The following is a 25,049-nucleotide window of genomic DNA, read 5'->3' on the forward strand; positions in this document are numbered from 1 at the left end:
GCCGCGCTCAGTGAGCACGGCTCTTTTTTACATTTTTTTAAGCTTGAAAGGGCTTATCATCAAAAAAGAAAGGATGAGCATGAAAAAGAGGAAAAAAGGTTCGGGCCAATAAGGCACAGCAAGAAAACTTAATGTAGCAAGGCAGCCTGCAGCTGTAATGGGAAGACCGGTAAAATAGCCGTTATTTTCGCTTATATTAAACCGTGCAAGCCGAAAAGCTCCGCACCCGATATAAAGGATTGTGAAGAACGAACCAGGTACCCCAAATCCATACAATATCCCCTGATACATTAAAAGGGCAGGAGCAACTCCAAAAGATATGATATCACTCATAGAATCAAGCTGCTTTCCCAAATCCGATTCAATATTCATTTTCCTTGCTGCCATGCCGTCAAAGCGGTCAGCAAGAGCTGCCACAAAGATAAGCAGGACACTTAAATTCAGATTTTCATTAATAGCAAATAAAATGGCGAAGCCTCCTAAAGACAAATTAGCCAGTGTCAGAACATTGGCTGTCTGTGCCTTTAGCTTCTTGAAGGTTAAATCAAGAACATCAGATAAAAACATTTTATACACTCCTTGTAAGTCAAAGGGATAGCAGCGGGGTTGACAGATATACATATTCTAAAAAAGGATAGCAAAGCAGGGGAGTTTGTGGCAAACTAAGTTTAATTTGTTATATAATAATATTTTATTCTATGGTTTTTATGCCTGTTCGTAAAGAACATATTTCATTGAGGGGGCCTGCCAGTTGATTAAGTCTTTATATCGCCTGATGATTGAGCTTACAAATCGGAGATGGACATCCGCACTGCTGCAAAGATTTGCACGATCAAAATGGAGCAGGTGGGCTATTCCTTCATTTTCAAGGATCTATAACATAAATGAGAGTGAGATGGAAAGAGAATTAAAGGAGTACCCTTCTCTTCATGAGTTTTTTATCAGGAGGTTAAAAGAAGGGGCACGAATCACAGATGAAAGCCCTGATTCGGTTGTCAGCCCTGTAGATGCTGTTATTGAGGATATAGGGAGCATTCAATCCAGCCGTATCATTACTGTGAAAGGAAAAGACTACTCCATCTCAGAGATGCTGGGTGAGTATAAAGCAAAAAAATATACTGATGGCACTTATATGATATTTTACTTAAGCCCAAGCCACTATCACCGTATCCACAGCCCTGTAACCGGAAAGGTAGCAGACCAATGGGTACTCGGTTCAAAATCCTATCCGGTGAACAAATGGGGATTGAAATATGGAAGGAGTACCCTTTCAAAGAATTATCGAAGCATTACAGAGGTAATGCGTGGAACTGCATCTATCGCAATTGTAAAAGTGGGTGCCATGTTTGTTAATTCCATTGAGCTTATCCATGAAGGAGATCAGCTGGAAAAGGGAAAGGAAATGGCCTATTTTTCATTCGGTTCAACTGTCATCCTTCTATTCGAGAGAGGAAGGTTTGAACTTAATCCATCCATTAAGGCACCGGCTCACATAAGAGTGGGAGAGCGCATTGGAAATATTTTATAGAAAGGCTATGTTAAACATGTCTGTTGATTTCTGCTCTAGGTGCTCAGCAAACCGCGGGTGGTCCGACGCTCTTCAAGCAATAAGCCTTCGGAGTCTCCCTTTGACTCGGCTCACCGGCAGGACTTTGAATAAGCAGCCTTGAGCAAACACCGCACGAAGGAAGTGGGAATGTTCTTCGAGGATCTCGCGCCTTCCGCTCTAATGGACAGAGTGCCAAAATCAACAATGAGATTTAACCACATAGCCTATAGAAAAAAAAAAGCCCTGTTCAGGGCTTGTACTTTTTAAGAAGAGACTTTTATTCTGTTGGATAATGAGCGCCGGTGGATTTCTGTTTCTATTAAACGGATGAAGTCTTTGCTGAGCTGCAGTTCCCTTGCTTTATGATAGGATTCAATAAGTAATTCATCTGACAATTTGCGCATGCCTGCCCCACCTCCAGGAAAAAGAAATATACGGTTCTAACTGATTATTTTTATACATATAATGTAAGATTTTATGTTGTACCCCTACTCTAGCAAAATTAAACGATTAGAACAACTGTTCTGTTATCCACAGGTGGTGGTGGATAACCTGTGATTATTTTGTTTATAAAAAGGGAAAAAGTATAAGAATCACATTGGATTATGTGCATAAAGTTATCCACAGCTATCAAAGGGAGTTGGATTTTGTCGAAAAATTTTTAAATTTAGGTAAAATCACCTATGTTCTACGTGGAATTTCCCTTTGTTTGAGTGTCTTTCAGCTTTTTGTGGAATCGTATAAAATAGTACCGCTGGAAAATTTCTGGCTGTATTGGTGTGGATATGTACTTATTTAGCACTTTCGTGGAAGCATATTGGTGTTTGTTTTGAAAGAGCGGATAAAATTGGTTATGATGTAATCGGTAATTGTCTTTTGCGAACAATAATATGGAAAAATGGACAATACGAATAATGATTGAGGTGTAAATATAGTGTTAAAGCATTTTTTGCCTGACCAGCATGTGAAAAGCATTTTTGAGATAACTCCGCAAAGTTTAAAGGAAAAAGGTGTTAAAGGAATTATAACGGACCTGGACAATACTTTAGTGGAATGGGACAGGCCGAATGCAACTCCCAAGCTGATTAGCTGGTTTGAAGAAATGAAGCAAAGCAATATAAAGGTAACAATTGTATCAAACAATAATGAAAGTCGTGTTAAGGCATTTTCCCACCCTCTTAATATTCCGTTTATTTATCAGGCAAGAAAACCAATGGGACGGGCCTTTCTAAGAGCTCTATCAGAAATGGGGCTTAAAAAAGAAGAAACTGTGGTCATTGGCGACCAATTGCTGACGGACGTACTGGGCGGAAACCGCAGCGGCTTCCATACTATTTTGGTTGTGCCTGTTGCACAAACAGATGGATTCGTTACAAAATTTAATCGCTTAGTTGAAAGAAGAATTTTAAATTGGTTTAGAAAAAAGGGAATGATTCAGTGGGAGGATTAAATAGTGAGTGAAGAGCAATTTATTTGTATAGGATGCGGGGTTAAAATTCAAACGGAAGAACCTGAAGAGATAGGCTATGCCCCTCAATCAGCGCTGCAAAAAGAAGCGATTATATGCCAGCGCTGTTTTAAGCTAAAACATTATAACGAGGTGCAGGATGTAAGCTTGACTGATGACGACTTCCTGAAAATCCTGAACGAAATTGGACAAAGTGATGCGCTCATCGTCAAGATTGTTGATATCTTTGATTTTAATGGAAGCTGGCTTCCAGGGCTGCACCGTTTTGTTGGAAACAATAAAATTCTTCTTGTCGGAAACAAGGTGGATTTGCTTCCGAAATCAGTGAAAACAAATAAGCTGATTAATTGGATGAAGCAGGAGTCAAAACAGCTTGGCTTAAAGCCTGAAGAAGTATTTTTGGTAAGTGCTGCGAAAGGCCATTTCATCACTGAGGTTGCAGCTGCTATTGACCAGTACCGTGAAGGTAAAAATGTGTATGTGGTTGGCTGTACAAATGTTGGGAAATCTACCTTCATTAACCGGATCCTGAAAGAAGTAACCGGTGAAGGAGATATCATCACCACTTCTCATTTTCCTGGTACAACATTGGACATCATTGAAATTCCTCTATCGGATGGAAAAGCTCTGGTCGATACACCAGGTATTATAAACCATCATCAGATGGCACACTATGTCGATAAGCGGGATTTAAAGGTTATTACACCCAAAAAGGAAATTAAGCCTAAAGTTTACCAGTTAAATGAAGGGCAGACGCTATTCTTTGGAGGGCTCGCAAGATTTGATTTTATTTCAGGAGGCCGCAGTTCATTTGTTTGCCATTTTTCTAACGAAATTAATATACATCGCACAAAAATGGAAAAGGCTGATGAATTATATCAAAACCATGCAGGAGAAATGCTCACCCCTCCAAGAAAGGAACAGATGGATACTTTTCCAGAACTTGTTAGGCATGAGTTTACAATTAAAGAACCGAAAACAGATATCGTTTTTTCCGGGCTTGGGTGGATTACAGTAAACGAAGCAGGTGCAAAGGTAGCTGCTTATGTTCCGAAAGGCGTTCATGCATTAGTGAGAAAGTCTTTGATATAATATATATCCGGTCATCAAAAGAATCATGTACTTTCTATGTTTGAAAACAGTCTAGCTCCAGGTGCCATCGGCTTGAGGTCTTAAGCGTGGCTAGTTGAGGCTCTAAGGGACTCGAGGTCATAAATCGCTTCCTTTCAGAAGGGAAAATCACCTTCTTACAGGAATCCCCTTATGCTTGTCGTCCCTGAACAGTCGCCTCTACATTTCGTACAATCGCTTCTGAAGGCAAAAAACGCCTTCTGCTGCAGCTTGTCTTAAGCTTGAGGGCCGCAGGACAAGGGACGCTGCGTCAGCATTTTTATTGCACGACCAAAAGTGACAGCTTTAGGAAGGACTTAGCACTTTTAGTCTGCGTCCCTCATAGGCGGGCGCCTTACGCTTTTCAAAAGGGGAGAGGAATTTGAAAAAACTTTTTGGTGTTATAGGTGATCCAATATCACATTCGATGTCGCCTGCCATGCATAATGATCTATTTCATGCTTATGGCATCGACGCCCATTACCAGCCGTTCCATGTAAAAAAAGAAAACCTGGGGGATGCGATAAGAGGGCTCAGGGCGATAGGAATATCAGGATTTAATATTACTGTACCGCACAAAGAGGCAATAATGCCTCTTTTGGATGAACTGGATCCATTGGCAGAGGCCATTGGAGCTGTCAATACGGTCGTAAACCATAACGGTAGGCTTAAAGGCTATAATACAGATGGAAGCGGTTATGTAAAAGGTTTGCTGGAGGAAATTTCGACTGTAAGAGATAAGAAGGTTTTAATAGTTGGTGCCGGTGGAGCTGCAAGAGCTATCTATTTCACATTGGCAAAAGAAGGGCCCCAATTACTGGAAATCTGCAACCGGACTGTATCTAAAGCTGATCTTATCGTGGAGGATTGTCCTTATCCTGTCCCCGCTCGGGCTTTGGATATACAGGAAGCTGAGAAAAATCTGGAGATATATGATCTAATCGTTCAGACCACGCCAATTGGCATGCTTCCGGACATCCAAAAGAGTCCGCTTTCCATACATAATCTTAAGTCCGGAACCTTTGTGAGCGATATTATTTACAATCCGCTTGAAACACTGCTTTTGCGGGAAGCTAGTAATAAGGGTGCCGGAATCCAAAATGGACTGGATATGTTTGTTTATCAGGGAGCATTGGCATTCGAAAAATGGACTGGCATTGAACCGGATATAAAAAGAATGAGAGATAAAGTCTTAAAACAACTGGGAGGATTATAATGCTAACAGGAAAGCAAAAACGTTTTTTACGTTCTAAAGCCCATCATTTAAACCCAATTTTTCAAGTTGGCAAGGGCGGGGTTAATGAAAACATGATTAAGCAAGTAGGAGAAGCCTTGGAGGCCCGTGAATTATTAAAAGTCACTATCCTGCAAAATTGTGAAGATGACAGAGATACGGTTGCAGAGCAGCTGGTAAAGGGCACAAAAGCCGAGCTTGTCCAAGTTATTGGGAATATTATTGTTTTATATAAAGAATCTAAAGAAAACAAACAAATCGAACTTCCTTAGAAGATACTTTCTATTCGGGCATACAGAAACGGAGGGGCGAAAGTGGACAAAGTAGGTATACTGGGAGGCACCTTTAATCCTCCTCATATGGGACATCTTATTATTGCAAATGAGGTTTTGTGCTCACTAGACTTGGATGAAGTTTGGTTTATGCCGAACCAGGAACCGCCTCATAAGGAGAAATCCAATGCTGCCAGCAACCGTGACCGTATAGAAATGCTAAAGCTTGCAGTGGATGCTCATCCAAAGTTCAAATTGGAACTGATTGAGCTCGAAAGGCAAGGGCCTTCATTTACCTATGATACGATTATGCTTTTAAAGGAAAACTATCCTCACAAGCAGTTTTACTTTATTATCGGGGCTGACATGGTAGAGTATTTGCCTAAGTGGCACAACATTGATAAACTCCTTAAAATGGTTACTTTCGTCGGCGTGAAAAGGCCATCATACAATCACCAGACTTCCTATCCCATTCTTTATTCGGAGGTTCCGGAAATAGGTATTTCATCCAGTATGATCAGAAGCAGGCTGAAGGAAGGCGGAACGGTTCGCTACCTAGTCCCTGATTCAATTAGGAAATATATTAAGGAGAATCATTTATATGAATCGTGATAAGGCCCTGGCAATTGTTAAGGAACAATTAACCGAACACCGCTTTCTCCATACTATAGGTGTTATGGAAACAGCCATAAAGCTTGCGGAAAAGTATGGTGCAGATGGAAAGAAAGCAGAACTGGCTGCAATCTTCCATGACTATGCCAAATTTCGGCCCAAAGATGAGATGAAGGAAATCATTATAAGCAATGGCATGCCTGTTGAGCTTCTTGATTACAATAGTGAGCTTTGGCATGCTCCGGTTGGAGCCTATTTGGCTGAAAAAGAAGCAGGCATTACTGATTGCGAAGTTCTCGACGCAATAAGATACCATACTTCCGGAAGGACAGGGATGACTTTGCTTGAAAAAGTTATTTACCTTGCTGATTATATTGAGCCCGGAAGGCATTTCCCAGGTGTTGAAGAAGTGCGAGAGTTGGCCGAGTCCAGTCTGGATAAAGCACTAATAAAATCTGTACAAAATACGATTATGTTTTTAGTAAAAAAGGGGCAGCCAGTTTTTCCGGCTACCTTCCATACTTATAATGACCTTTTAATGAAAACGGAGGATTGATTGAATGAGCGAGAATACATTGCTGAAAACTGCAGTAAAGGCAGCTGATGATAAAAGGGCAGAGGATATTACCATCTTAAATATGAAAGGCATTTCCTTAATCTCTGACTACTTTATTATATGCCATGGGAACTCTGATAAACAGGTACAGGCCATTGCGCGGGAAATGAAAGAGAAGTCAGAAGAAGAAGGATTCAATGTGAAAAGAATGGAAGGCTTTGATGAGGCAAGGTGGGTTCTTGTGGATATGGGGGATGTTGTTGCCCATGTTTTCCATCGTGACGAAAGAAGCTATTATAACTTGGAAAGGCTTTGGGGCGATGCGCCTGTTGAAAGCGTCCAAAGCATGCTTAATCAATGAGCTACGGTAAGTTCGCATATCTTTACGATCAGCTAATGGAAGATGCACCATATGATAGCTGGGTGGAATTAATCAGCCAAAAGGTGGAAAAGTTTAGTATTTCAGGCAAAAAACTGCTTGATCTGGCATGCGGAACAGGTCAGCTTTCGATTAGGCTTGGAAAACAGGGATATGAGGTTACTGGTGTGGACTTGTCCGGGGATATGCTGGCTGTAGCCCAAGCTAAGGCGGAACAAAACGGCCTGCGGATTCCTTTTTATCAACAAAATATGGCTGAACTAGAAGGCTTTGGAGAATTCGATATTATAGGGATTTTTTGTGATTCATTAAATTATCTAGAGACAGAATCAGAGGTGCAAGCAACCTTTCAGCGTGTTCATGGACACCTGAAAGACGATGGTCTCTTTATATTTGATGTCCATTCCATTTATAAAATGATGCAAATCTTTATGAACCAGACATTTGCTGAAAATGATGAAGAAATTTCTTATATTTGGCATAGCTATCAGGGGGAATACCCCAACTCTGTTGAGCATGATCTCTCCTTTTTCGTTTTGGATGAAGCAACAGAAAAATATGATCGTTATGATGAACTTCATTTTCAGCGGACCTACCCTGTTGAAAGCTATGAGGGATGGCTCCGGGAATGCGGCTTTGAGCTGCTGGAGGTTTCAGCTGATTTTGAAGATACTGCTCCGGGCAGCCAGGCAGAACGGATATTTTTTATCTGCAGGAAAAGTGCAGTTACTAAAGGCAAATAATTTTTTCGCTCCATAAATAAAAACCATGATAAACAAATGGCCAGATTGCGAATAGGCAATCTGGCTATAATTTTTTATTTTGAATAAGGAGGATTTTAATGCCCTGATAAAGAATTATTATTGAAGTGTGTACTGTTTTTTTACCTGTATAAGATCCTCGTCAAATTTCGAATGTGTTGCCTGGAACAAATGCTCAAATACTTCACCAAGTTCGCTTTCAAGCACCCGGATTCCTTCTCCGGTAACTCCTCCTTTGACACATACTTTCTCCTGTAATGTCGGCAAAGTATAAAACCCTTTTTTTAGCAAATCCCCCAACCCGATTAGCATCTCGCCTGCAAGCTTAGTGGCAGTCTCCTGGTCAATTTCTGTTTCTGAAACTGCAGCGTTGATGAAGCGCTGTGTTAAATAGCTGAAAAAGGCAGGTCCACAGCTGACGATATCAGAAGAAACTCTTGTAATCTTTTCCTCAATAGATACTGGCGTGGAAATACTCTCAAAAAGCTTCTTGATTCGTCTCTTCCATTCCTCCTGGCACTGTTCCCCAAATGATAATAATGAGACTCCCGATAAAGCCCGATTCGTTATACTGGGAATAGCTCTCGCAGCAGAACAAGGTAATACTGATTCTAGCTGTTTTACACTTATAGGGCTCGTGATTGATACCACACACTTATCTTTTGACAGGAACGGCAGGATATCCTGAATCACATCATAAACATCATGAGGCTTTACACATACGAAAATAAGAGAAGAGTGCCGCGCAGTCTCCCTGGCATCTTCCGCAACCGCAATTTCAGGGTAAGTTACCTTTATCTCCATCGCTTTCCTAATTGTCCTATTGGTAATAGTCATGGAGGAAGGGGAAACGGCTCCTCCGTCGAGGAATGCCTCTGTCAATATTCTCCCCATATTACCTGTACCAATGATTCCGATTTTCATTGTTCCATCCCTCCTTCAAAAGCAGCTCTCTCGTATAACGATATGTGTTGTAAAAAACATTTATGCCAAAAAGAAAGGATAGGATGTTTGTGGCCGAATGGATAAAGAGCAATAAACTATATTTTTTTGGAGGCACGCTTGCAATGTGTGCCCTCCTATATTATTTATTCATGCCCCCTCAAGAAACAGAAGCCCTTCCCGAAATTGATCATCCGGCATTAGCAGAAAGGGAGGACAGTGTCCCAAACGGCCTTGAAGATGAACCCCCGGCAGAAGGGCAGCAACAAGCTATTAAAGTCGATGTGAAAGGAGCAGTTAAAAAGCCGGGTGTATATGAAACAATGGAGGGCGACAGGATTATTGATGTCCTGGAAAAGGCAGGAGGGCTGATGGAAAATGCTGATCGCAATCAAATAAACTTTGCTCTAAGGGTATCTGATGAAATGGTTATTTATATTCCCGGAGAAGGAGAGGGACTTTTTGAAACGAATGGAGCTGAGGGAATCACTTCTATATCAGTCCAGCAAAATGATGGGAAAATTAATCTGAATAATGCAACTGAAGCTGAATTGCAGACGCTGCCCGGTATCGGTCCGTCCAAGGCTGCTGCCATTCTTGAGCACCGGGAAACAAATGGACCATTTAAGGCTATAGAGGATCTGAAATTAATTCCAGGGATAGGAGATAAGACCTTTGAAAAACTGAAGGAGCGGATAAAGGTAAAATAGAAATTCTTCCTTCCATTGACCTTATATCATTTGGGGCTTAAACTTATGGGGAGAAAATGAATATTTCCCACAAGATTATAGCAGCGGCTGGTACCAGCTTGCGGAAAAATGGAAGGGAGAGGCAGACAAGATGGAACGTATATCCTGGAATCAATACTTTATGGCTCAAAGCCATTTGCTGGCTCTAAGGAGCACATGTACAAGATTGGCGGTAGGCGCAACAATTGTCAGGGATAAGAGAATCATAGCGGGTGGATATAATGGTTCGATTACAGGCGGGGAACATTGCATAGATGAAGGCTGCTATGTTATTGATAACCATTGCGTTCGCACCATCCACGCAGAAATGAATGCGATATTGCAATGTGCCAAATTCGGTGTGCCTACAAGTGATGCAGAAATCTATGTAACACATTTTCCTTGCCTTCAATGCTGTAAAGCTATTATCCAGGCAGGTATTAAAACGGTTTACTACGCACAGGACTACAAAAATCACCCTTATGGGATTGAACTCTTTGAGAAGGCAGGGGTTAAAACTGTCCAGGTTGAAGCTGAAAAGGTTTCATTTGATGGAAGAAGGCAAGAAAAACACGATTTTATTGAGGAATTGATGAACGAGCTTGAGAAGAACGGAACAAATCAGGAATTATTGAAAGGTTACAAAGAAAAAAAGGACAAGCTATTTAATCCTTAATTTATTTGCAGGAGTAGAACCCGCGGAAAAAGCTGATTTTATTCCTGCATTCTATTAAACTATAGCAAAGGAGCAAATTTAATGAAAGGCAGATGGATTTATGTAGCTGCTGCCTCGTTTTTTGGAATATTAACAGCTTTTTTTAAAATGGCTGTTTTTATATTCATTATGATTATAGCAGCCTTTCTGTTCTATAAAAGAAATATCCTTACCCAAAAGCAATCTGGACTGCTATTAATCATCTTCCTTTTCTTTCTCTTTCGAAGCGTAATAGCAGAAGACCAAAATGTAACCCAACTTGCTGGCGACGAAACTCTTTTTGAAGTAAGGATTAAAGAAGCTGTTAGAATAGATGGAGACCAACTCACGGTCCTTGTTGAAACGGTTTCAAATGAAAGGTTAATGGCTAAATATAAAATTAAATCCGAAAAAGAAGAAAAAATCCTCAGCAGCTATTTGCGGGTGGGACTGGCATGCAAGGTAAGCGGAAACTTGCAGATCCCGCCAACAGCCAAAAACCCCAACGCGTTCAGCTATAAAGAGTACCTCAATCATAACAAAATCTTCTGGATCCTCGAAATTAAGCAGCTATTCCTCTCCGATTGCAGTAACCGTGAAAACAGCCTCCCTTTATTACTTTTAAAAATTAGAGAAATGGGAACAAGTTACCTATTGAAGCATTTTCCTGAAAAGACTGCTTCCATAGCGGTTGCCCTCATATTTGGAGATCGAGACTTCATTGATCATGACATCCTCGAATCTTATCAGAGACTGGGAATCATCCATTTGCTTGCTATTTCCGGTCTTCATGTGGGATTGCTTGCTGGCATGTTTTTTCTTGCTGGGATTCGTGCGGGGATAACGAGGGAGAAAATGACGAGCGTGCTGATCCTGATTTTGCCAGGATACGCCCTTATCACAGGTGCAGCACCATCTGTCATCCGAGCTGTTTTTATGATGCTTTTAGTATTGTTTGCCAGGAAGTTAAAATTAACTGTCCTGATTATTGATGTATTCGCTATTGTGTTCATTATCTATCTCTTTATTTCCCCTCATATCCTGTTTAATGCCGGCTTTCAGCTTTCATTTGCTGTTAGCTTATCACTCATCCTATCAGCTCCGCTTATCTTAAAACGATTCTCCAGTCCATTTGCCATCATTTTGGCTGTGTCCTTTATTTGCCAAATTGCAGCAATCCCGATATTGCTTTGGCATTTCTTTGAAGTGTCCATTATTTCCGTATTTGCTAATTTAATCTTTGTCCCAATGTTTTCATCTCTTGTTCTGCCGGTAATATTAATTCTTTTCTTCCTTCATTTGTTAATGGGCGGGAAGTCCGCTTTTTTGCTTATCCCTTTTGATAAATTTATAAATTTAATTGATTATCTAGCTGAAAAACTTTCAGGGATCCCTTATACATCTCTTGTTTTGGGCCGTCCTTCAGTACTAGTCCTGCTTCTATATGTTTTCATCATACCTGCTTTTTTCAGCTCATGGGAAACGGCAAAAGGCAAAAAACCGTTTCTTTTAAGTTGTTTACTCCCTTTACTTGCGGTAATGATTCATTTCTTTACGACTGCTATCTCCCCAAATGGAGAAGTCACATTTATTGATGTCGGACAGGGTGATAGCATACTGGTTAAGCTTCCCTATGGAAAAGGGAACTATCTAATTGATACAGGCGGCACAGTCAGGTTTCAAACAGAAGAATGGAAAATGCGGAATGATCCATATGAAGTAGGGAAGGATACCGTTGTCCCTTTTCTTAAGAGCAAAGGAATCAGTACTATTGATAAGCTTATTTTGACGCATGGGGACATGGACCATATTGGCGGAGCTGCAGCGGTCATCGACGAAATACGGGTTAAAGCCGTTATACTGCCGATAGCCAGTGAGATTTCTGAGTTCGAACAAGAACTTATTCATAAGGCAAAGAAGAGCAATAGTAAAGTTTTATACAGTAAAGCTGGAGACAGATGGACTGAGGGAGAAAGCCTTTTTCAAATACTTTCTCCTCCAGAAGGAGTGAAAATAGAGAGAAATGACGGGTCCATTGTGCTATATGCCAAATTGGGCGGTTTAAGCTGGCTGTTTACCGGAGATCTTGAATCAGAAGGAGAAAAAAGGCTGGTTCAGACTTATCCCAACTTAAAAATTGATGTATTAAAAGCAGGGCATCATGGAAGTAAAACCTCTTCTACAGATCTATTCCTCTCAAGCGTTTTGCCGCAGATTGCCATCATTTCGGCGGGGGAAAACAACCGTTATGGGCATCCCCATACGGATGTAATTTCCAGGCTTGCCAGCAGGAATATTCGAATTTTAAGAACGGATGAGCATGGAGCGGTTACCTATATTTTTAAAGGAAATTCAGGAACCTTTTATGTTCAGCTTCCATAGTATATCTTAGAAAGTACTTAAGCCAGTTATTTATGTAAGGGTTCACAAATACCTCGAAAAATGAAAAAGAGACTGCAAGTATGCAGCCTCAATGTTTTGGCCTGGGCCATTCATTTTTAGTCACTTTATCGCAGACTAACGTACAGTAATACCCCCACATTAAGACTTCAAGAAAAACAAGTAAGGATAAGTAGAGATAAACTGCCCGTAAAGGCCCGATTATCTGAACTCAGACAAATGGCGCCACGTCCTGTGGCAACGTCTGAGTGACCCGCATCGTGAAGGCCTCAACTATCCATCAGTGGGGGAGGAAGAAACCCCACTGATGGAAGTTTCACTTTATGTAGCCATTAAGCTCCTAAAAATTTAATGACTGTTGCAATAACAAATAATGTTGCGAAGAAACCAAATGATACGATAAATCCTACACCAGAGTCGATAGCATCATTTCGTTTGCTTTGGACGTTCTTTTCAAATTCGTTCACAGTCTACCCCTCCTATTTCCTATATAGTATAAGACATTCAATTAAAAAAATCTAGCGTTCCCCGGTCCTTTTCCTGCATTAACAAGAGTTGTCACAAATAAGGCTAAACATAAAGGGGAAAATAATAAAACAAAGGGTGCACCGCAGCTTCCTGAGTATCCCGGGTCTCAGGGAGCGGCGTTCTATATAGATCAGGAATTGGCGTTCATAGCGGGCGCCAATTTCTTATGTATAACTTGTCAAAACGCTTGAGCTTCTTTAGGATAGAAAGAGAATAAAATGCAAGGTGAACGGAGCGAAAGAAATTGGTTTTTGATATATGGAAACAAATAAAAGCAAAGCGGTTTGCTCCTATATATTTATTATATGGAACGGAACCCTATCTTATAAACGAAACAAAACAGCTGCTGATCAATCATGTGTTAAGCCCAGAGGAAGCTGACTTTAATTTATCCTCTTATGACCTTGAGGAAACACCGATCGATACAGCGCTTGAAGATGCCGAAACATTCCCTTTTATGGGGGAACGAAGGCTGATTTTCTTACATAACCCAGTATTTCTAACTTCTGAAAAGTCTAAAGCGAAAATAGAGCATAATCTGGCTAAGCTTGAAGCCTATATTAAGGAACCTGCGCCATACTCGGTTGTGGTTTTGTCAGCCTCCTCTGAAAAGCTGGATGATCGGAAAAAATTAACAAAACAATTAAAGAAAACGGCAGCTGTGCTCGAAGCTAAGAAGCTGAACGAAGGTGAGCTGAAAACATGGATCAGGGAACGGGCGGCATTAAACGGAGTCCAGATTAATGAAGCTGCAGTTGAACTGGTATTGACCCTGGCAGGTACCAACTTGTTTATTCTGACTAGTGAAATTGATAAGCTGGCTCTATATGCAAGTGATACAAAGCGAATTGACGAACAGATGGTTGAAAAGATGGTTTCAAGGTCACTGGAACAAAACATTTTCTCTCTTGTGGATAAAATTGTCCATCGCAAAATAGAAGAGGCATTAAGAATTTATTATGATTTATTAAAGCAAAATGAAGAACCGATTAAAATTTTATCCGTGATAACCGGCCAGTTCAGGCTAATATACCAGGTAAAAGAGCTTGCCAGACGGGGGTATGGACAGCAGCAGATCGCTGGCTATTTAAAAATCCACCCATTTCGCGTTAAGCTGGCTGCGGGGCAGGCGCAGCTTTTTGGCGATGAAGAACTAACGGTCATTATGAGCTTGCTTGCAGACGCAGATTACCAAATGAAAACCGGGGGCATGAATAAAACCATGCTGATTGAAATGTTCCTGTTTCGCCTTCAAAGCCAAGCTTTGCAAAAAAATACGCAATAAAAAAAGCGGTCCTGACAAGGACCGCTTTTTTGTGCATTATAAAAGGCTATCCCTTAAAGATAGCCGATATCTTTAAACATTAAGCGTTTAAAGAGTTCATTTTTTTCATTAAACGAGACTTTTTACGAGCAGCAGCGTTTTTGTGGATTAGACCTTTTGCAGCAGCTTTGTCTAGTTTACGAGCAGCATCAGCGAAAGATTCAGTTGCAGAAGCAGCATCGTTGTTTACGATTGCAGCATCAACTTTCTTAACAGCTGTACGCATTGAAGATTTGATTGTAGCGTTATGAGCGTTACGAGCTTCGCTAGTTTTAACACGCTTAATAGCAGATTTAATGTTTGGCATTCCATTCACCTCCTGAAAAAGCATCGAGATTCTATAACTCGACATTCACATTCATTAACAATAATTAAGAACAAGTGATATTCTATCAAACACGAGGCCATAATGCAATACTCTGTAATTAAAATTGCTGATTGCAATTCTGTTATGAAGATAAATCATCCTATGCATGTTTTTGCCTTTTGAAGGCAATGATAGTACATATCCGAATTCTAGTATATTATGGGTTATTTTCCATAAAACCAAATAAGCAGAGAATGTGAGGGATTAACTTGAAGGAATCAATAGATTTAAGCAAGTACTCGGTCCGAACGGATCTAGCGATTGAAGCAAGGGAAATGGTCATAGCGGACAGGCAGAAAGACAATGTCCACGAGCAGGAAAACCTTTCGCAAATTGAGGGCGTTATAATAAAGGAGAAAGAAGAGAACGATATAAAGATTTCTTTTGTAGAAGTGACAAAACAAGGTGCAGAGGCATTAGGAAAAAAGGAAGGTAAATATTTGACACTTGAAGTGACGGGCATCCGTCAGCAGGATACCGAACTGCAAAAAAAAGTGGAATCTGTTTTTGCAGGTGAATTTTCCCAGTTCATTAAGCAATTGGGGATAAAAGAGAACGCCTCATGCCTAATAGTCGGCCTTGGAAACTGGAATGTCACTCCTGACGCATTGGGACCGCAAGTTTGTGAAAACCTGCTGGTTACCAGGCATCTCTATCAGCTGCAGCCTGAAAGCGTAGAAGAAGGCTATCGTCCGGTAAGCGCCATATCCCCTGGCGTTATGGGGTTAACTGGTATTGAGACAAGCGACATAATTTATGGAATTGTTGAAAAAACAAAGCCTGATTTTGTCATTGCGATAGATGCGCTTGCCTCCCGCTCAATCGAAAGAGTTAATTCCACGATCCAAATATCGGATACAGGCATCCATCCCGGATCCGGTGTGGGAAATAAACGGAAGGAAATCAGCAAGGAAACATTGGGCATACCAGTAATCGCAATAGGAGTACCTACTGTTGTGGATGCCGTGTCGATAACAAGCGACACCATTGATTTTATTCTAAAGCATTTTGGAAAAGAAATGAGGGAGGGAGACCGTCCGTCCCGGTCACTTGCGCCGGCTGGCATGACCTTTGGGGAAAAAAGAAAGCTGACTGAGGAAGATTTGCCTGAGGAACACCACCGAAAAACCTTTTTAGGCATGATTGGCACCCTGCCTGAAGATGAAAAGCGAAGGCTTATCTATGAAGTGCTTTCCCCGCTCGGCCACAATCTAATGGTTACACCGAAGGAAGTTGATGTATTTATTGAGGATATGTCAAACCTTATAGCCAATGGCTTGAACGCAGCGCTCCATCAAAAAGTGAACCAGGATAATGCCGGTTTTTATACTAGATAGAAATTATTTGTTCTATCTTCTCTAGCAAAGTCATAACATTTACTAGACTTGCAAAGAGAGGTGGAACAATGAAACCTTTGAAGACCAATGGACTCGTTGTAACAATTCAAGGGACAAGCCTGTTAAAAGCCATAGGCGGATTTTTGCTCTTTCTGTTTATGATATTTTCAATAAGCGGAGCTCTGACATCTTTAAAGCCAGAATATAGAATCAGTTCTTCATCCGTTAATACAGCAGCGACGAATCTAACAGGAGAAATGCTATACCATTTCCTTGGCTGGGAAAATCACGCCTTTCTTGAGGCGATGCCGGAAGATAGTTTCCCTCCCAGATTTGCAAATGTGGTTTTTAAGCTATCAACAAATGTAAATCTTGATGATCCGAGAAGCTTATTAGGGAGGGAACTGCCTTTCTTCTCACTTTATGACAGCAAAATTCTAGTTGCCGGTGAAGGAACAGATTATACCAACATGCCGATAGAGTCTTCGCCGCCTTTGGAAGTATTAAAAGCTGAGCAAGAAGCAGCACTGCAAAACACTGAAGGCCTGGATTCAAATGAAGAAAATAGCCAGTCTGGAACACCTCCTATGACTACCGGTGATAAAAAGGCAGTTTATGTTTATTTCAGCCATAATCGGGAATCGTTTCTTCCATATCTAAAAGGTGTGAACGACCCGAATGCTGCCAGTCATTCTCAAATCAATGTGACAAAAATAGGGGACAAACTTAAAGCGGAATTGGAGAGCAGAGGCATCGGAACAACAGTTGATAAAACGGATATCCAAGGTGCTTTAAATAAAAAAGGATGGAGTTATGCACAGTCCTATGAGGCTTCACGGGAGGTTGTTCAGGCAGCAGCTTCCACTGACCGGGATTTAACATATTTCATTGATATTCACAGGGACTCGCGAAGAAAAGAGGATACAACAAAAGAAATTAATGGAAAGACATATGCGAAACTTGCATTTGTGATAGGGGCAGAGCATCAAAACTACGAGAAGAATTTAAAGTTTGCCAATGAATTGCATAAAAGACTCGAGGACAAATACAAGGGCTTGAGCAGAGGGATTATCCAGCTGCAGGGAGAAAGGACGAATGGGAAATTTAATCAGGACCTTTCTGAAAATGCCATCCTGATAGAATTTGGAGGGGTCGATAATACATTTGAGGAATTGGATCGTTCAGCGGAAGCCCTGGCGGAAATCTTCAGTGAATATTATTGGCAGGCTGAGGAAGTAAATTCAACCATAGGCGGGGAATCGGAAAAGAAATAATGTTTAGGTGTGATTTGTAATGAAGATGTTTATGTTAAAAGCGACTTTTCTGGCTGCCATTATGTTTGTATCTGTCTTGTTTGGGATGCAGCAGGCGAATGAAGGAATACAAAGAATGAAGGGCTATTCTGATAATGATTTCAAAAGTGCGCTCACCTTAAGCGAAAGTGAGGAAGGTGAACTTCAGGCTTCAGTACTGGGGAATGATGTATCCAGCCATGATCTTCAACAGAAGAAACAAAGGCTTGAAGAAATGAAAGCTTATAACTTCTTTTCGTCTTTGGGAAAAAGTATCTCCGAAGGCCTGTCAGGATTAACAGAAAAATCGATCGCTTTCATTACAGAATTATTAACCGGAGAATAGGGCTGCTCAGGGGGCAGCCTTATTTTTTTGCACTAGGTTAATATTGATAATGGGGCTCTGTTGTTTAGAGGAGAAATCAACAGGAAAGTTTAAAAAAGACCTCACTTAGAAGGCAAAACAGCTTAGCATTGAATCTTCATAAACGTACTGCTATAATCAAAAATAGTGTATAAACTAATAGGACTAACTGAAAATAGATTAACACTTGGCTCCAGGCGCCCTTTAAAAGGCGTCTTGCGCTTTTCTTATAGTAGGAGTTGAATTGTAAACCATGAACAGAGAAGAGAGACTAAAAAGGCAAGAGAAAATAAGGAATTTTTCGATAATCGCCCATATTGACCATGGGAAATCGACTTTGGCTGACAGGATCCTTGAAAAAACCAATGCGCTTACAGCCCGTGAAATGAAGGATCAGCTCCTTGATTCTATGGACCTTGAAAGAGAGCGCGGCATTACCATCAAATTAAACTCAGTCCAGTTGAAATATAAGGCCAAAGATGGAGAAATTTATACTTTCCATTTAATTGATACTCCGGGACACGTCGATTTTACTTATGAAGTATCCCGCAGTTTGGCAGCCTGTGAAGGGGCAATCCTTGTGGTGGATGCAGCCCAGGGGATTGAAGCGCAAACCCTTGCAAATGTTTATTTAGCTTTGGATAACGATTTGGAAATCCTTCCGATCATCAACAAGATTGACCTTCCAAGTGCAGACCCTGAGCGTGTTCGCAATGAAATCGAAGAGGTAATCGGCCTTGATGCTTCTGAAGCTGTACTTGCCTCAGCAAAGGCCGGAATCGGCATTGAGGAAATCCTCGAACAGGTCGTTGAAAAGGTGCCTGCACCTGTTGGCGATCCAGACGCTCCTTTAAAGGCGCTAATCTTTGATTCCCTTTATGATGCTTACCGCGGAGTTGTTGCTTATATCCGTGTAGTGGAAGGAACGGTAAAAGTTGGGGATAAAATAAAAATGATGGCGACAGGCAAAGAATTTGAAGTAACAGAGGTTGGTGTATTTACACCTAAATCTACTCCACTGCCTGAATTATCTGTTGGAGACGTAGGTTTTTTAACAGCAGCCATTAAAAATGTAGGCGATACCCGTGTCGGTGACACCATTACAAGTGCTAAAAACGGTGCAACCGAAGCTCTTCCTGGTTACCGAAAGTTAAACCCAATGGTTTATTGCGGTTTATATCCAATTGACAGCGCCAAATTTAATGATTTGCGGGAAGCTCTTGAAAAGCTTGAGCTTAATGACTCTGCACTTCAGTTTGAACCGGAAACTTCCCAGGCGCTGGGCTTTGGATTCCGCTGCGGATTCCTTGGATTGCTTCACATGGAAATCATCCAGGAGCGAATTGAGCGTGAATTCAAGATTGACTTAATTACAACGGCGCCAAGTGTTATCTATGATGTCATCATGACAGACGGCACCGAAATTAAAGTAGATAATCCATCCAATATGCCTGACCCGCAAAAAATCGATCGTGTGGAAGAGCCATATGTAAAAGCCACAATGATGGCACCGAATGACTATGTTGGTGCAATTATGGAACTTTGCCAGGAGAAACGCGGCATATTCATTGATATGCAGTACATGGATGAAACAAGGGTTAATATTATTTACGAAATTCCTTTATCTGAAATTGTATATGATTTCTTTGACCAGCTTAAATCCAATACAAAAGGATACGCTTCTTTTGATTATGAACTAATCGGCTATAAGCCTTCCAAGCTTGTTAAGATGGATATTCTATTAAATGCTGAAAAAGTTGACGCATTAAGCTTTATTGTCCATAGAGACTTTGCTTATGAAAGAGGAAAGGTTATCGTCGAAAAGCTCAAGGAACTTATTCCCCGACAGCAATTCGAGGTGCCAATCCAAGCGGCAATCGGGCAAAAAATCGTTGCCCGCTCAACAATTAAAGCGATCCGCAAAAATGTATTGGCAAAGTGTTACGGCGGAGACATTTCCCGTAAGCGAAAGCTTTTGGAGAAGCAGAAAGAAGGTAAAAAGCGGATGAAGCAGGTTGGTTCTGTTGAAGTTCCGCAAGAAGCTTTCATGGCTGTTCTGAAAATGGACGACAATAACTCTAAAAAGTAATATATTTGCTTTGTTTAAAGAGGTTAGATATGCTGTCATAATAATAGCAGCACTAGCCTCTTTTTTATATGAACAGGCTTATTGATAAAGGTAGTGAAAAATATATGATTAAAGCAGCTTATATACACATCCCATTTTGTGAGCACATATGCCACTATTGCGATTTTAATAAAGTTTTTCTTAAGGGTCAGCCGGTTGGAGATTACCTTGGCTCTCTGGAGAAAGAAATGGAAATCGCCCTGCTTGAAACGCCAACAAGGCATTTGGATTCCATTTTTGTTGGAGGCGGCACGCCAACAGCGTTAAATGAGCAGCAGCTTGAAAAGCTTTGCGCCATTATTAAAAAGCAGCTTCCTTATGACAGCTCGACAGAATACACCTTTGAAGCAAACCCTGGGGACCTTACTGAGGAAAAACTTCAATTATTGTATGACGCGGGAGTCAACAGGCTCAGCTTTGGCGTACAGACTTTCAATGATGAGCTTTTAAAAAGAATCGGAAGGGTCCACAGAGCCAAAGATGTTTTCCACTCTGTTGAAGCAGCGAAGAAAATAGGTTTTAAAAACATTAGCATTGATCTTATCTATAGCCTTCCCGGCCAGACTCTAAAGGATTTTAAAGAAACACTCGAAACATCCTTCACTTTGGATATTGTCCATTATTCGGGCTACTCACTGATTATTGAACCTAAGACTGTTTTTTATAATCTAATGCGAAAAGGTAAACTGCCAACTCCCGGAGAAGATGTGGAAGCTGAAATGTATGCTTTGTTAATGGAGCAAATGGACAAACATGGCTTTAAACAATATGAAATCAGCAATTTTGCAAAACCTGGCCATGAAAGCCGGCACAATATTACTTATTGGGATAATGAATGGTATTTCGGATTTGGCGCAGGTGCCCATGGTTATGTAAATGGAATGCGCAGGTCCAACCACGGACCGCTCAAGAAATATATGGAGCCGATAACAAATGGACAGCTTCCCGTGCTTGAGGAACATAAAGTTACGCTGGAGGAACAAATGGAAGAGGAGATGTTCCTTGGGCTGAGAAAAACGGATGGTGTCTCCATTAGTCGTTTTAAAGAGAAATTTGGCAGAGATCCTTTAAATTTGTTTGAAGATCAAATTGCGCAGCTGACTGCCAAAGAATTAATTGCTGTTTGTGAGGGTCGAATAAAGCTGACAAGGCAAGGGCGATTCCTTGGAAATGAAGTGTTCCAGTCCTTTATAGGATAATTGGCCAGATCGGCCTGCATGTTTTAAAAATGGATGCCAAATTATTGACACTGCACGCTTGATTTGTTAATTTATTAGTAGAATTAGCACTCACGAACAAAGAGTGCTAACAGAGGTGATAACTGTGTTAACAGATCGTCAATTATTAATTTTTCAAGTGATTGTTGATGATTTTATTCAAACTGCACAGCCTGTCGGATCGAGAACCTTGTCGAAAAAGGAAGAGATTTCTTTTAGTTCCGCAACGATCAGAAATGAGATGGCTGATTTGGAGGAACTTGGGTTTATAGAAAAAACACACACCTCATCGGGGAGGATTCCTTCTGAGAAAGGGTACCGCTACTATGTGGACCACCTTTTATCCCCGCAAAAATTAAATCAGCATGACATCTATAAAGTAAAGTCAATCTTTGCTGAAAGAATTTATGAGCTGGAGAAAATTGTTCAAAGATCTGCCAAAATTCTGTCTGAGCTGACGAACTATACATCCATCGTCCTTGGGCCTGCAGTAAGGGACAACAAGCTGAAAAGAATTCAGATTGTTCCTTTGAATAAAGAAACAGCAATAGCTATTATTATTACCGACACAGGCCATGTGGAAAACAGGATGTTCCACTTGCCGGAAAACATTGATGCCGGCGATTTGGAAAAGATAGTCAACATCCTAAATGACCGATTGGCAGGAGCACCGATCGAGAGCCTGAACAATAAGCTATACAAAGAAGTGGCCGTACTTTTGCGGCAGCATATCAATAATTATGACTTTATGCTGAACTCGATTGCTGATACCATTAAGATTCCAGCGTATGAAAAATTATTTTTTGGCGGAAAAACCAATATGCTTAGCCAGCCGGAATTTCATGATATTGAAAAAATTAAAAATCTCATGAATATGATTGAGCAGGAAAAAGGCATATATGATTTAATCCGTAAAAATAAGGCCGGGATCAATATAAAAATTGGCCGGGAAAATAACAATTCTGCAATGGAAAACTGCAGTCTGATTACAGCGAGCTACTCGATCGGTACCGAGCAGCTAGGTACCATTGCCATTCTCGGACCTACCAGGATGGAGTATTCAAGAGTGATAAGTTTGTTGGATTACATCAGCGCAGACTTATCTGCTGTTTTATCGAAGCTGTATCAAAACGGCTGACGGTGGAAATATTGATTAAGGGTGGAATGGCCTTTTCCATCCCTTTCCCTGTGTTTTTTTATATAGTGCGGTGCCGTGATGCACTGGAACATCCATTCTTTAAGGGAGGTGAACAAGTTGGCAGAAGAGAAAGAAACGCTAAATCAAAATTTAAATGAACAAACGAACAATCCTGAAGGAACTGAAAATGAGGCTCCTGTTGAGAAAGTGTTTGCAGAGGCTGAAGAAGCAGATGCTAGCCAGGAAAATACGGATGCTGAGCTTATTGCAGCTAAGGAAAGAATTACTGAACTCGAAGGCAAGCTGGAGGAAGCAGAAAATCGGATTTACCGCCTTCAGGCTGATTTTGAAAATTCCCGACGCCGTGCAAGGCTTGACCTTGAAGCGTCTGAAAAATATAGAGCACAAAGCTTAATCTCTGATCTGTTGCCTGCAGTTGACAACTTTGAGAGAGCTCTTCAGATGGAAGCTGAAAATGAACAGGCAAAATCCATCCTCCAAGGAATGGAAATGGTTTACCGAAGCGTCCTGGAGGCTATTAAAAAAGAAGGTGCAGAACAAATCGAAGCAGTTGGGAAGGAATTCGATCCGCATTTGCACCAGGCTGTCATGCAGGTAGAGGATGAGAATTTTGGTTCCAATATTGTAGTCGAAGAGTTCCAAAAAGGCTACAAGCTAAAGGATAGAGTCATTCGACCAGCAATGGTTAAAGTAAATCAATAACTACATATTTGGGGAGGTAAAAGAACATGAGCAAAATTATCGGGATAGATTTAGGTACAACAAACTCATGTGTCGCTGTACTCGAGGGCGGCGAACCAAAAGTAATTCCAAATCCGGAGGGCAACCGTACAACACCTTCTGTTGTTGCGTTTAAAAACGGTGAACGCCAGGTCGGTGAGGTGGCAAAACGCCAATCCATTACAAACCCGAACACAATAATTTCCATTAAGCGTCATATGGGAACAGATTTTAAAACTGAAATTGAAGGAAAAGAATATTCACCTCAAGAGGTATCTGCTATTATTCTTCAATATTTAAAATCTTATGCTGAAGACTATCTTGGCGAAAAAGTTACAAAAGCCGTAATCACTGTTCCTGCATACTTTAATGATGCTGAGCGTCAGGCTACAAAGGATGCAGGCAAAATCGCAGGCCTTGAAGTAGAACGTATTATCAACGAGCCTACTGCTGCAGCTTTGGCATATGGCCTTGATAAAATGGATGAGGACCAGACGATTCTTGTTTATGACCTTGGAGGCGGTACATTTGACGTATCCATTCTTGAACTTGGCGATGGCGTGTTTGAAGTAAAATCAACTGCCGGCGATAACCGCCTTGGCGGAGATGACTTCGACCAGGTTATTATTGATTACCTTGTAGAACAGTTCAAGAAAGAAAATGGCATCGATCTTTCAAAAGATAAAATGGCGCTTCAGCGTTTAAAAGATGCAGCTGAAAAAGCGAAAAAGGATCTTTCCGGTGTAACTTCAACCCAAATTTCCCTTCCGTTTATCACTGCGGGGGAAGCTGGTCCTTTACACCTTGAAGTAACGCTTTCTAGAGCAAAATTTGAAGAGCTTTCTGCAGATCTTGTAGAACGCACAATGGGACCTACCCGCCAGGCGCTAAAAGATGCTGGATTGACTCCTTCAGATATCGACAAAGTTATTCTTGTTGGTGGATCAACACGTATCCCGGCTGTACAGGAAGCAATTAAGAAAGAGACAGGCAAGGAGCCGCATAAAGGCGTTAACCCTGATGAAGTTGTTGCAATGGGTGCAGCAATCCAGGGCGGTGTTATCACTGGAGATGTTAAGGACGTTGTACTATTAGATGTTACTCCACTGTCTCTTGGTATTGAAACAATGGGCGGAGTATTCACAAAGCTAATTGAGCGCAATACAACAATCCCAACATCAAAATCACAAGTATTCTCTACTGCTGCAGATAACCAGTCCGCTGTAGACATCCATGTTCTTCAAGGGGAACGTCCGATGGCTGCTGATAACAAAACGTTAGGCCGCTTCCAGCTTGGAGATATCCCTCCAGCTCCACGCGGTGTACCGCAAATTGAGGTATCTTTTGATATTGATAAAAATGGAATTGTTAACGTGCGTGCAAAAGACTTGGGCACAAATAAAGAACAGGCGATTACGATTAAATCATCCACAGGATTATCGGATGAAGAAATCGATAAAATGGTAAGAGAAGCAGAAGAAAATGCAGAAGCTGATAAGAAGCGCAAAGAAGAGGTTGAGCTTCGCAATGAAGCAGACCAGCTGGTATTCACTACTGAAAAGACTCTAAAGGATCTTGAAGGTAAAGTGGACGAAGCTGAGGTAACTAAAGCTAACGAAGCTAAAGATGCTTTAAAAGCTGCAATTGAAAAGAATGATTTGGATGAAATCCGCGCGAAGAAAGATGCATTGCAGGAGGTTGTCCAAGCATTAACAATGAAGCTTTATGAACAGGCTCAGCAAGCACAAGCTGGCCAAGGTGCGGAAGGCACTGGCGAAAATAATGGCGATAATGTAGTTGACGCAGAATTTGAAGAAGTTAAAGACGATAAATAATATTGAACAGCTCCAGCGCCTAGGAGCTTGAGGGTGTCACTCCTGAGCTGGGCGCCTGAGATTTTCCAATTAA

General features: G+C 41.1%; 26 protein-coding genes. 21 read left to right on the forward strand and 5 right to left on the reverse strand.

What is annotated here, in order from left to right; translation table 11 throughout:
• Window positions 1-27: 27 nt before the first annotated feature.
• The gene (pssA, locus tag DFO73_RS17920) at window positions 28-567 is read right to left on the reverse strand and encodes a CDP-diacylglycerol--serine O-phosphatidyltransferase (protein WP_110066088.1); all 540 of its coding nucleotides are present in this window, start codon (window positions 565-567) and stop codon (window positions 28-30) included.
• 184 nt (window positions 568-751) lie between these two features.
• Here pssA and DFO73_RS17925 point away from each other — a divergent pair, with 184 nt between their 5' ends.
• Window positions 752-1,528: a phosphatidylserine decarboxylase gene (locus DFO73_RS17925; protein WP_110066089.1), complete on the forward strand. Its 777-nt coding sequence runs from the start codon at window positions 752-754 to the stop codon at window positions 1,526-1,528.
• Window positions 1,529-1,812: 284 nt separating this feature from the next.
• Here the strand turns inward: DFO73_RS17925 and DFO73_RS17930 are convergent, their stop codons facing one another.
• Entirely contained in the window at window positions 1,813-1,953 is a 141-nt protein-coding gene (locus DFO73_RS17930) for a sporulation histidine kinase inhibitor Sda (RefSeq protein ID WP_026584554.1), read from the reverse strand.
• Window positions 1,954-2,483: 530 nt separating this feature from the next.
• Between DFO73_RS17930 and DFO73_RS17935 the strand changes: the two genes are divergently transcribed.
• The 8 genes from DFO73_RS17935 to DFO73_RS17970 all read left to right on the forward strand — a co-directional run bounded on the left by DFO73_RS17935 (window position 2,484) and on the right by DFO73_RS17970 (window position 7,923).
• A complete protein-coding gene (locus DFO73_RS17935; RefSeq protein WP_110066090.1) occupies window positions 2,484-2,999 on the forward strand; it encodes a YqeG family HAD IIIA-type phosphatase in 516 nt (171 codons plus the stop codon).
• Window positions 3,000-3,002: 3 nt separating this feature from the next.
• Complete coding sequence (gene yqeH / locus DFO73_RS17940; protein WP_110066091.1) at window positions 3,003-4,109, forward strand: ribosome biogenesis GTPase YqeH; 1,107 nt, start codon at window positions 3,003-3,005, stop codon at window positions 4,107-4,109.
• Window positions 4,110-4,509: 400 nt separating this feature from the next.
• On the forward strand, window positions 4,510-5,343 hold the full coding sequence (aroE, locus tag DFO73_RS17945) for a shikimate dehydrogenase (protein WP_110066092.1): 834 nt from the start codon (window positions 4,510-4,512) through the stop codon (window positions 5,341-5,343).
• On the forward strand, window positions 5,343-5,633 hold the full coding sequence (yhbY, locus tag DFO73_RS17950; RefSeq protein WP_110066093.1) for a ribosome assembly RNA-binding protein YhbY: 291 nt from the start codon (window positions 5,343-5,345) through the stop codon (window positions 5,631-5,633). The genes aroE and yhbY overlap by 1 nt, the downstream gene beginning before the upstream one ends.
• A gap of 42 nt (window positions 5,634-5,675) precedes the next feature.
• On the forward strand, window positions 5,676-6,245 hold the full coding sequence (locus DFO73_RS17955) for a nicotinate-nucleotide adenylyltransferase (protein ID WP_110066094.1): 570 nt from the start codon (window positions 5,676-5,678) through the stop codon (window positions 6,243-6,245).
• On the forward strand, window positions 6,235-6,801 hold the full coding sequence (gene yqeK, locus DFO73_RS17960) for a bis(5'-nucleosyl)-tetraphosphatase (symmetrical) YqeK (protein WP_110066095.1): 567 nt from the start codon (window positions 6,235-6,237) through the stop codon (window positions 6,799-6,801). Before DFO73_RS17955 ends, yqeK begins: the two co-directional genes overlap by 11 nt.
• Before the next feature lie 4 nt (window positions 6,802-6,805).
• A complete protein-coding gene (gene rsfS, locus DFO73_RS17965) occupies window positions 6,806-7,162 on the forward strand; it encodes a ribosome silencing factor (RefSeq protein WP_110066096.1) in 357 nt (118 codons plus the stop codon).
• Window positions 7,159-7,923: a class I SAM-dependent DNA methyltransferase gene (locus DFO73_RS17970; RefSeq protein ID WP_110066097.1), complete on the forward strand. Its 765-nt coding sequence runs from the start codon at window positions 7,159-7,161 to the stop codon at window positions 7,921-7,923. The genes rsfS and DFO73_RS17970 overlap by 4 nt, the downstream gene beginning before the upstream one ends.
• A 117-nt stretch (window positions 7,924-8,040) precedes the next feature.
• On the opposite strand, the gene comER is transcribed toward DFO73_RS17970, so the two are convergent.
• Window positions 8,041-8,865, reverse strand: coding sequence for a late competence protein ComER (gene comER / locus DFO73_RS17975; RefSeq protein ID WP_110066098.1), 825 nt, complete (start codon window positions 8,863-8,865; stop codon window positions 8,041-8,043).
• An 83-nt stretch (window positions 8,866-8,948) separates the two neighbouring features.
• On the opposite strand from comER, the gene DFO73_RS17980 reads away from it, so the two are divergent.
• The 3 genes from DFO73_RS17980 to DFO73_RS17990 all read left to right on the forward strand — a co-directional run bounded on the left by DFO73_RS17980 (window position 8,949) and on the right by DFO73_RS17990 (window position 12,687).
• Window positions 8,949-9,593: a helix-hairpin-helix domain-containing protein gene (locus tag DFO73_RS17980; protein ID WP_258309571.1), complete on the forward strand. Its 645-nt coding sequence runs from the start codon at window positions 8,949-8,951 to the stop codon at window positions 9,591-9,593.
• A 130-nt stretch (window positions 9,594-9,723) separates the two neighbouring features.
• Window positions 9,724-10,287: a ComE operon protein 2 gene (locus DFO73_RS17985; protein WP_110066099.1), complete on the forward strand. Its 564-nt coding sequence runs from the start codon at window positions 9,724-9,726 to the stop codon at window positions 10,285-10,287.
• An 81-nt stretch (window positions 10,288-10,368) separates the two neighbouring features.
• A complete protein-coding gene (locus DFO73_RS17990) occupies window positions 10,369-12,687 on the forward strand; it encodes a DNA internalization-related competence protein ComEC/Rec2 (protein WP_110066100.1) in 2,319 nt (772 codons plus the stop codon).
• A gap of 350 nt (window positions 12,688-13,037) precedes the next feature.
• Here DFO73_RS17990 and DFO73_RS17995 read toward each other — a convergent pair whose 3' ends face one another.
• The gene (locus tag DFO73_RS17995) at window positions 13,038-13,172 is read right to left on the reverse strand and encodes a YqzM family protein (protein ID WP_019382872.1); all 135 of its coding nucleotides are present in this window, start codon (window positions 13,170-13,172) and stop codon (window positions 13,038-13,040) included.
• Between the two features lie 305 nt (window positions 13,173-13,477).
• Between DFO73_RS17995 and holA the strand changes: the two genes are divergently transcribed.
• Window positions 13,478-14,518 carry a DNA polymerase III subunit delta gene (holA, locus tag DFO73_RS18000; protein ID WP_110066101.1) on the forward strand — a complete coding sequence of 347 codons (1,041 nt, stop codon included), beginning with the start codon at window positions 13,478-13,480 and terminating at the stop codon, window positions 14,516-14,518.
• A gap of 79 nt (window positions 14,519-14,597) precedes the next feature.
• Here the strand turns inward: holA and rpsT are convergent, their stop codons facing one another.
• On the reverse strand, window positions 14,598-14,864 hold the full coding sequence (gene rpsT, locus DFO73_RS18005) for a 30S ribosomal protein S20 (protein WP_110066102.1): 267 nt from the start codon (window positions 14,862-14,864) through the stop codon (window positions 14,598-14,600).
• Window positions 14,865-15,133: 269 nt separating this feature from the next.
• Between rpsT and gpr the strand changes: the two genes are divergently transcribed.
• From gpr to dnaK, 8 genes are all read left to right on the forward strand, one after another.
• A complete protein-coding gene (gene gpr / locus DFO73_RS18010; RefSeq protein WP_110066103.1) occupies window positions 15,134-16,261 on the forward strand; it encodes a GPR endopeptidase in 1,128 nt (375 codons plus the stop codon).
• 68 nt (window positions 16,262-16,329) lie between these two features.
• On the forward strand, window positions 16,330-17,535 hold the full coding sequence (spoIIP, locus tag DFO73_RS18015; RefSeq protein WP_110066104.1) for a stage II sporulation protein P: 1,206 nt from the start codon (window positions 16,330-16,332) through the stop codon (window positions 17,533-17,535).
• Window positions 17,536-17,554: 19 nt separating this feature from the next.
• On the forward strand, window positions 17,555-17,899 hold the full coding sequence (locus tag DFO73_RS18020; RefSeq protein WP_110066105.1) for a YqxA family protein: 345 nt from the start codon (window positions 17,555-17,557) through the stop codon (window positions 17,897-17,899).
• A 271-nt stretch (window positions 17,900-18,170) separates the two neighbouring features.
• Window positions 18,171-20,006, forward strand: coding sequence for a translation elongation factor 4 (gene lepA, locus DFO73_RS18025; protein WP_110066106.1), 1,836 nt, complete (start codon window positions 18,171-18,173; stop codon window positions 20,004-20,006).
• A gap of 104 nt (window positions 20,007-20,110) precedes the next feature.
• Window positions 20,111-21,244, forward strand: a complete 1,134-nt coding sequence (gene hemW / locus DFO73_RS18030) for a radical SAM family heme chaperone HemW (protein ID WP_110066107.1) — start codon at window positions 20,111-20,113, stop codon at window positions 21,242-21,244.
• Window positions 21,245-21,368: 124 nt separating this feature from the next.
• Window positions 21,369-22,400 (forward strand): heat-inducible transcriptional repressor HrcA, encoded by a 1,032-nt coding sequence (gene hrcA, locus DFO73_RS18035; RefSeq protein WP_110066108.1) that lies wholly within the window; start codon window positions 21,369-21,371, stop codon window positions 22,398-22,400.
• A gap of 117 nt (window positions 22,401-22,517) precedes the next feature.
• On the forward strand, window positions 22,518-23,123 hold the full coding sequence (gene grpE, locus DFO73_RS18040) for a nucleotide exchange factor GrpE (RefSeq protein ID WP_375137331.1): 606 nt from the start codon (window positions 22,518-22,520) through the stop codon (window positions 23,121-23,123).
• Between the two features lie 26 nt (window positions 23,124-23,149).
• Entirely contained in the window at window positions 23,150-24,976 is a 1,827-nt protein-coding gene (dnaK, locus tag DFO73_RS18045) for a molecular chaperone DnaK (protein ID WP_110066110.1), read from the forward strand.
• The last annotated feature ends 73 nt before the right edge of the window (window positions 24,977-25,049 follow it).

The organism is Cytobacillus oceanisediminis (assembly GCF_003182355.1).
Taxonomy (GTDB): Bacteria; Bacillota; Bacilli; order Bacillales; family Cytobacillaceae; genus Cytobacillus; species Cytobacillus oceanisediminis_A.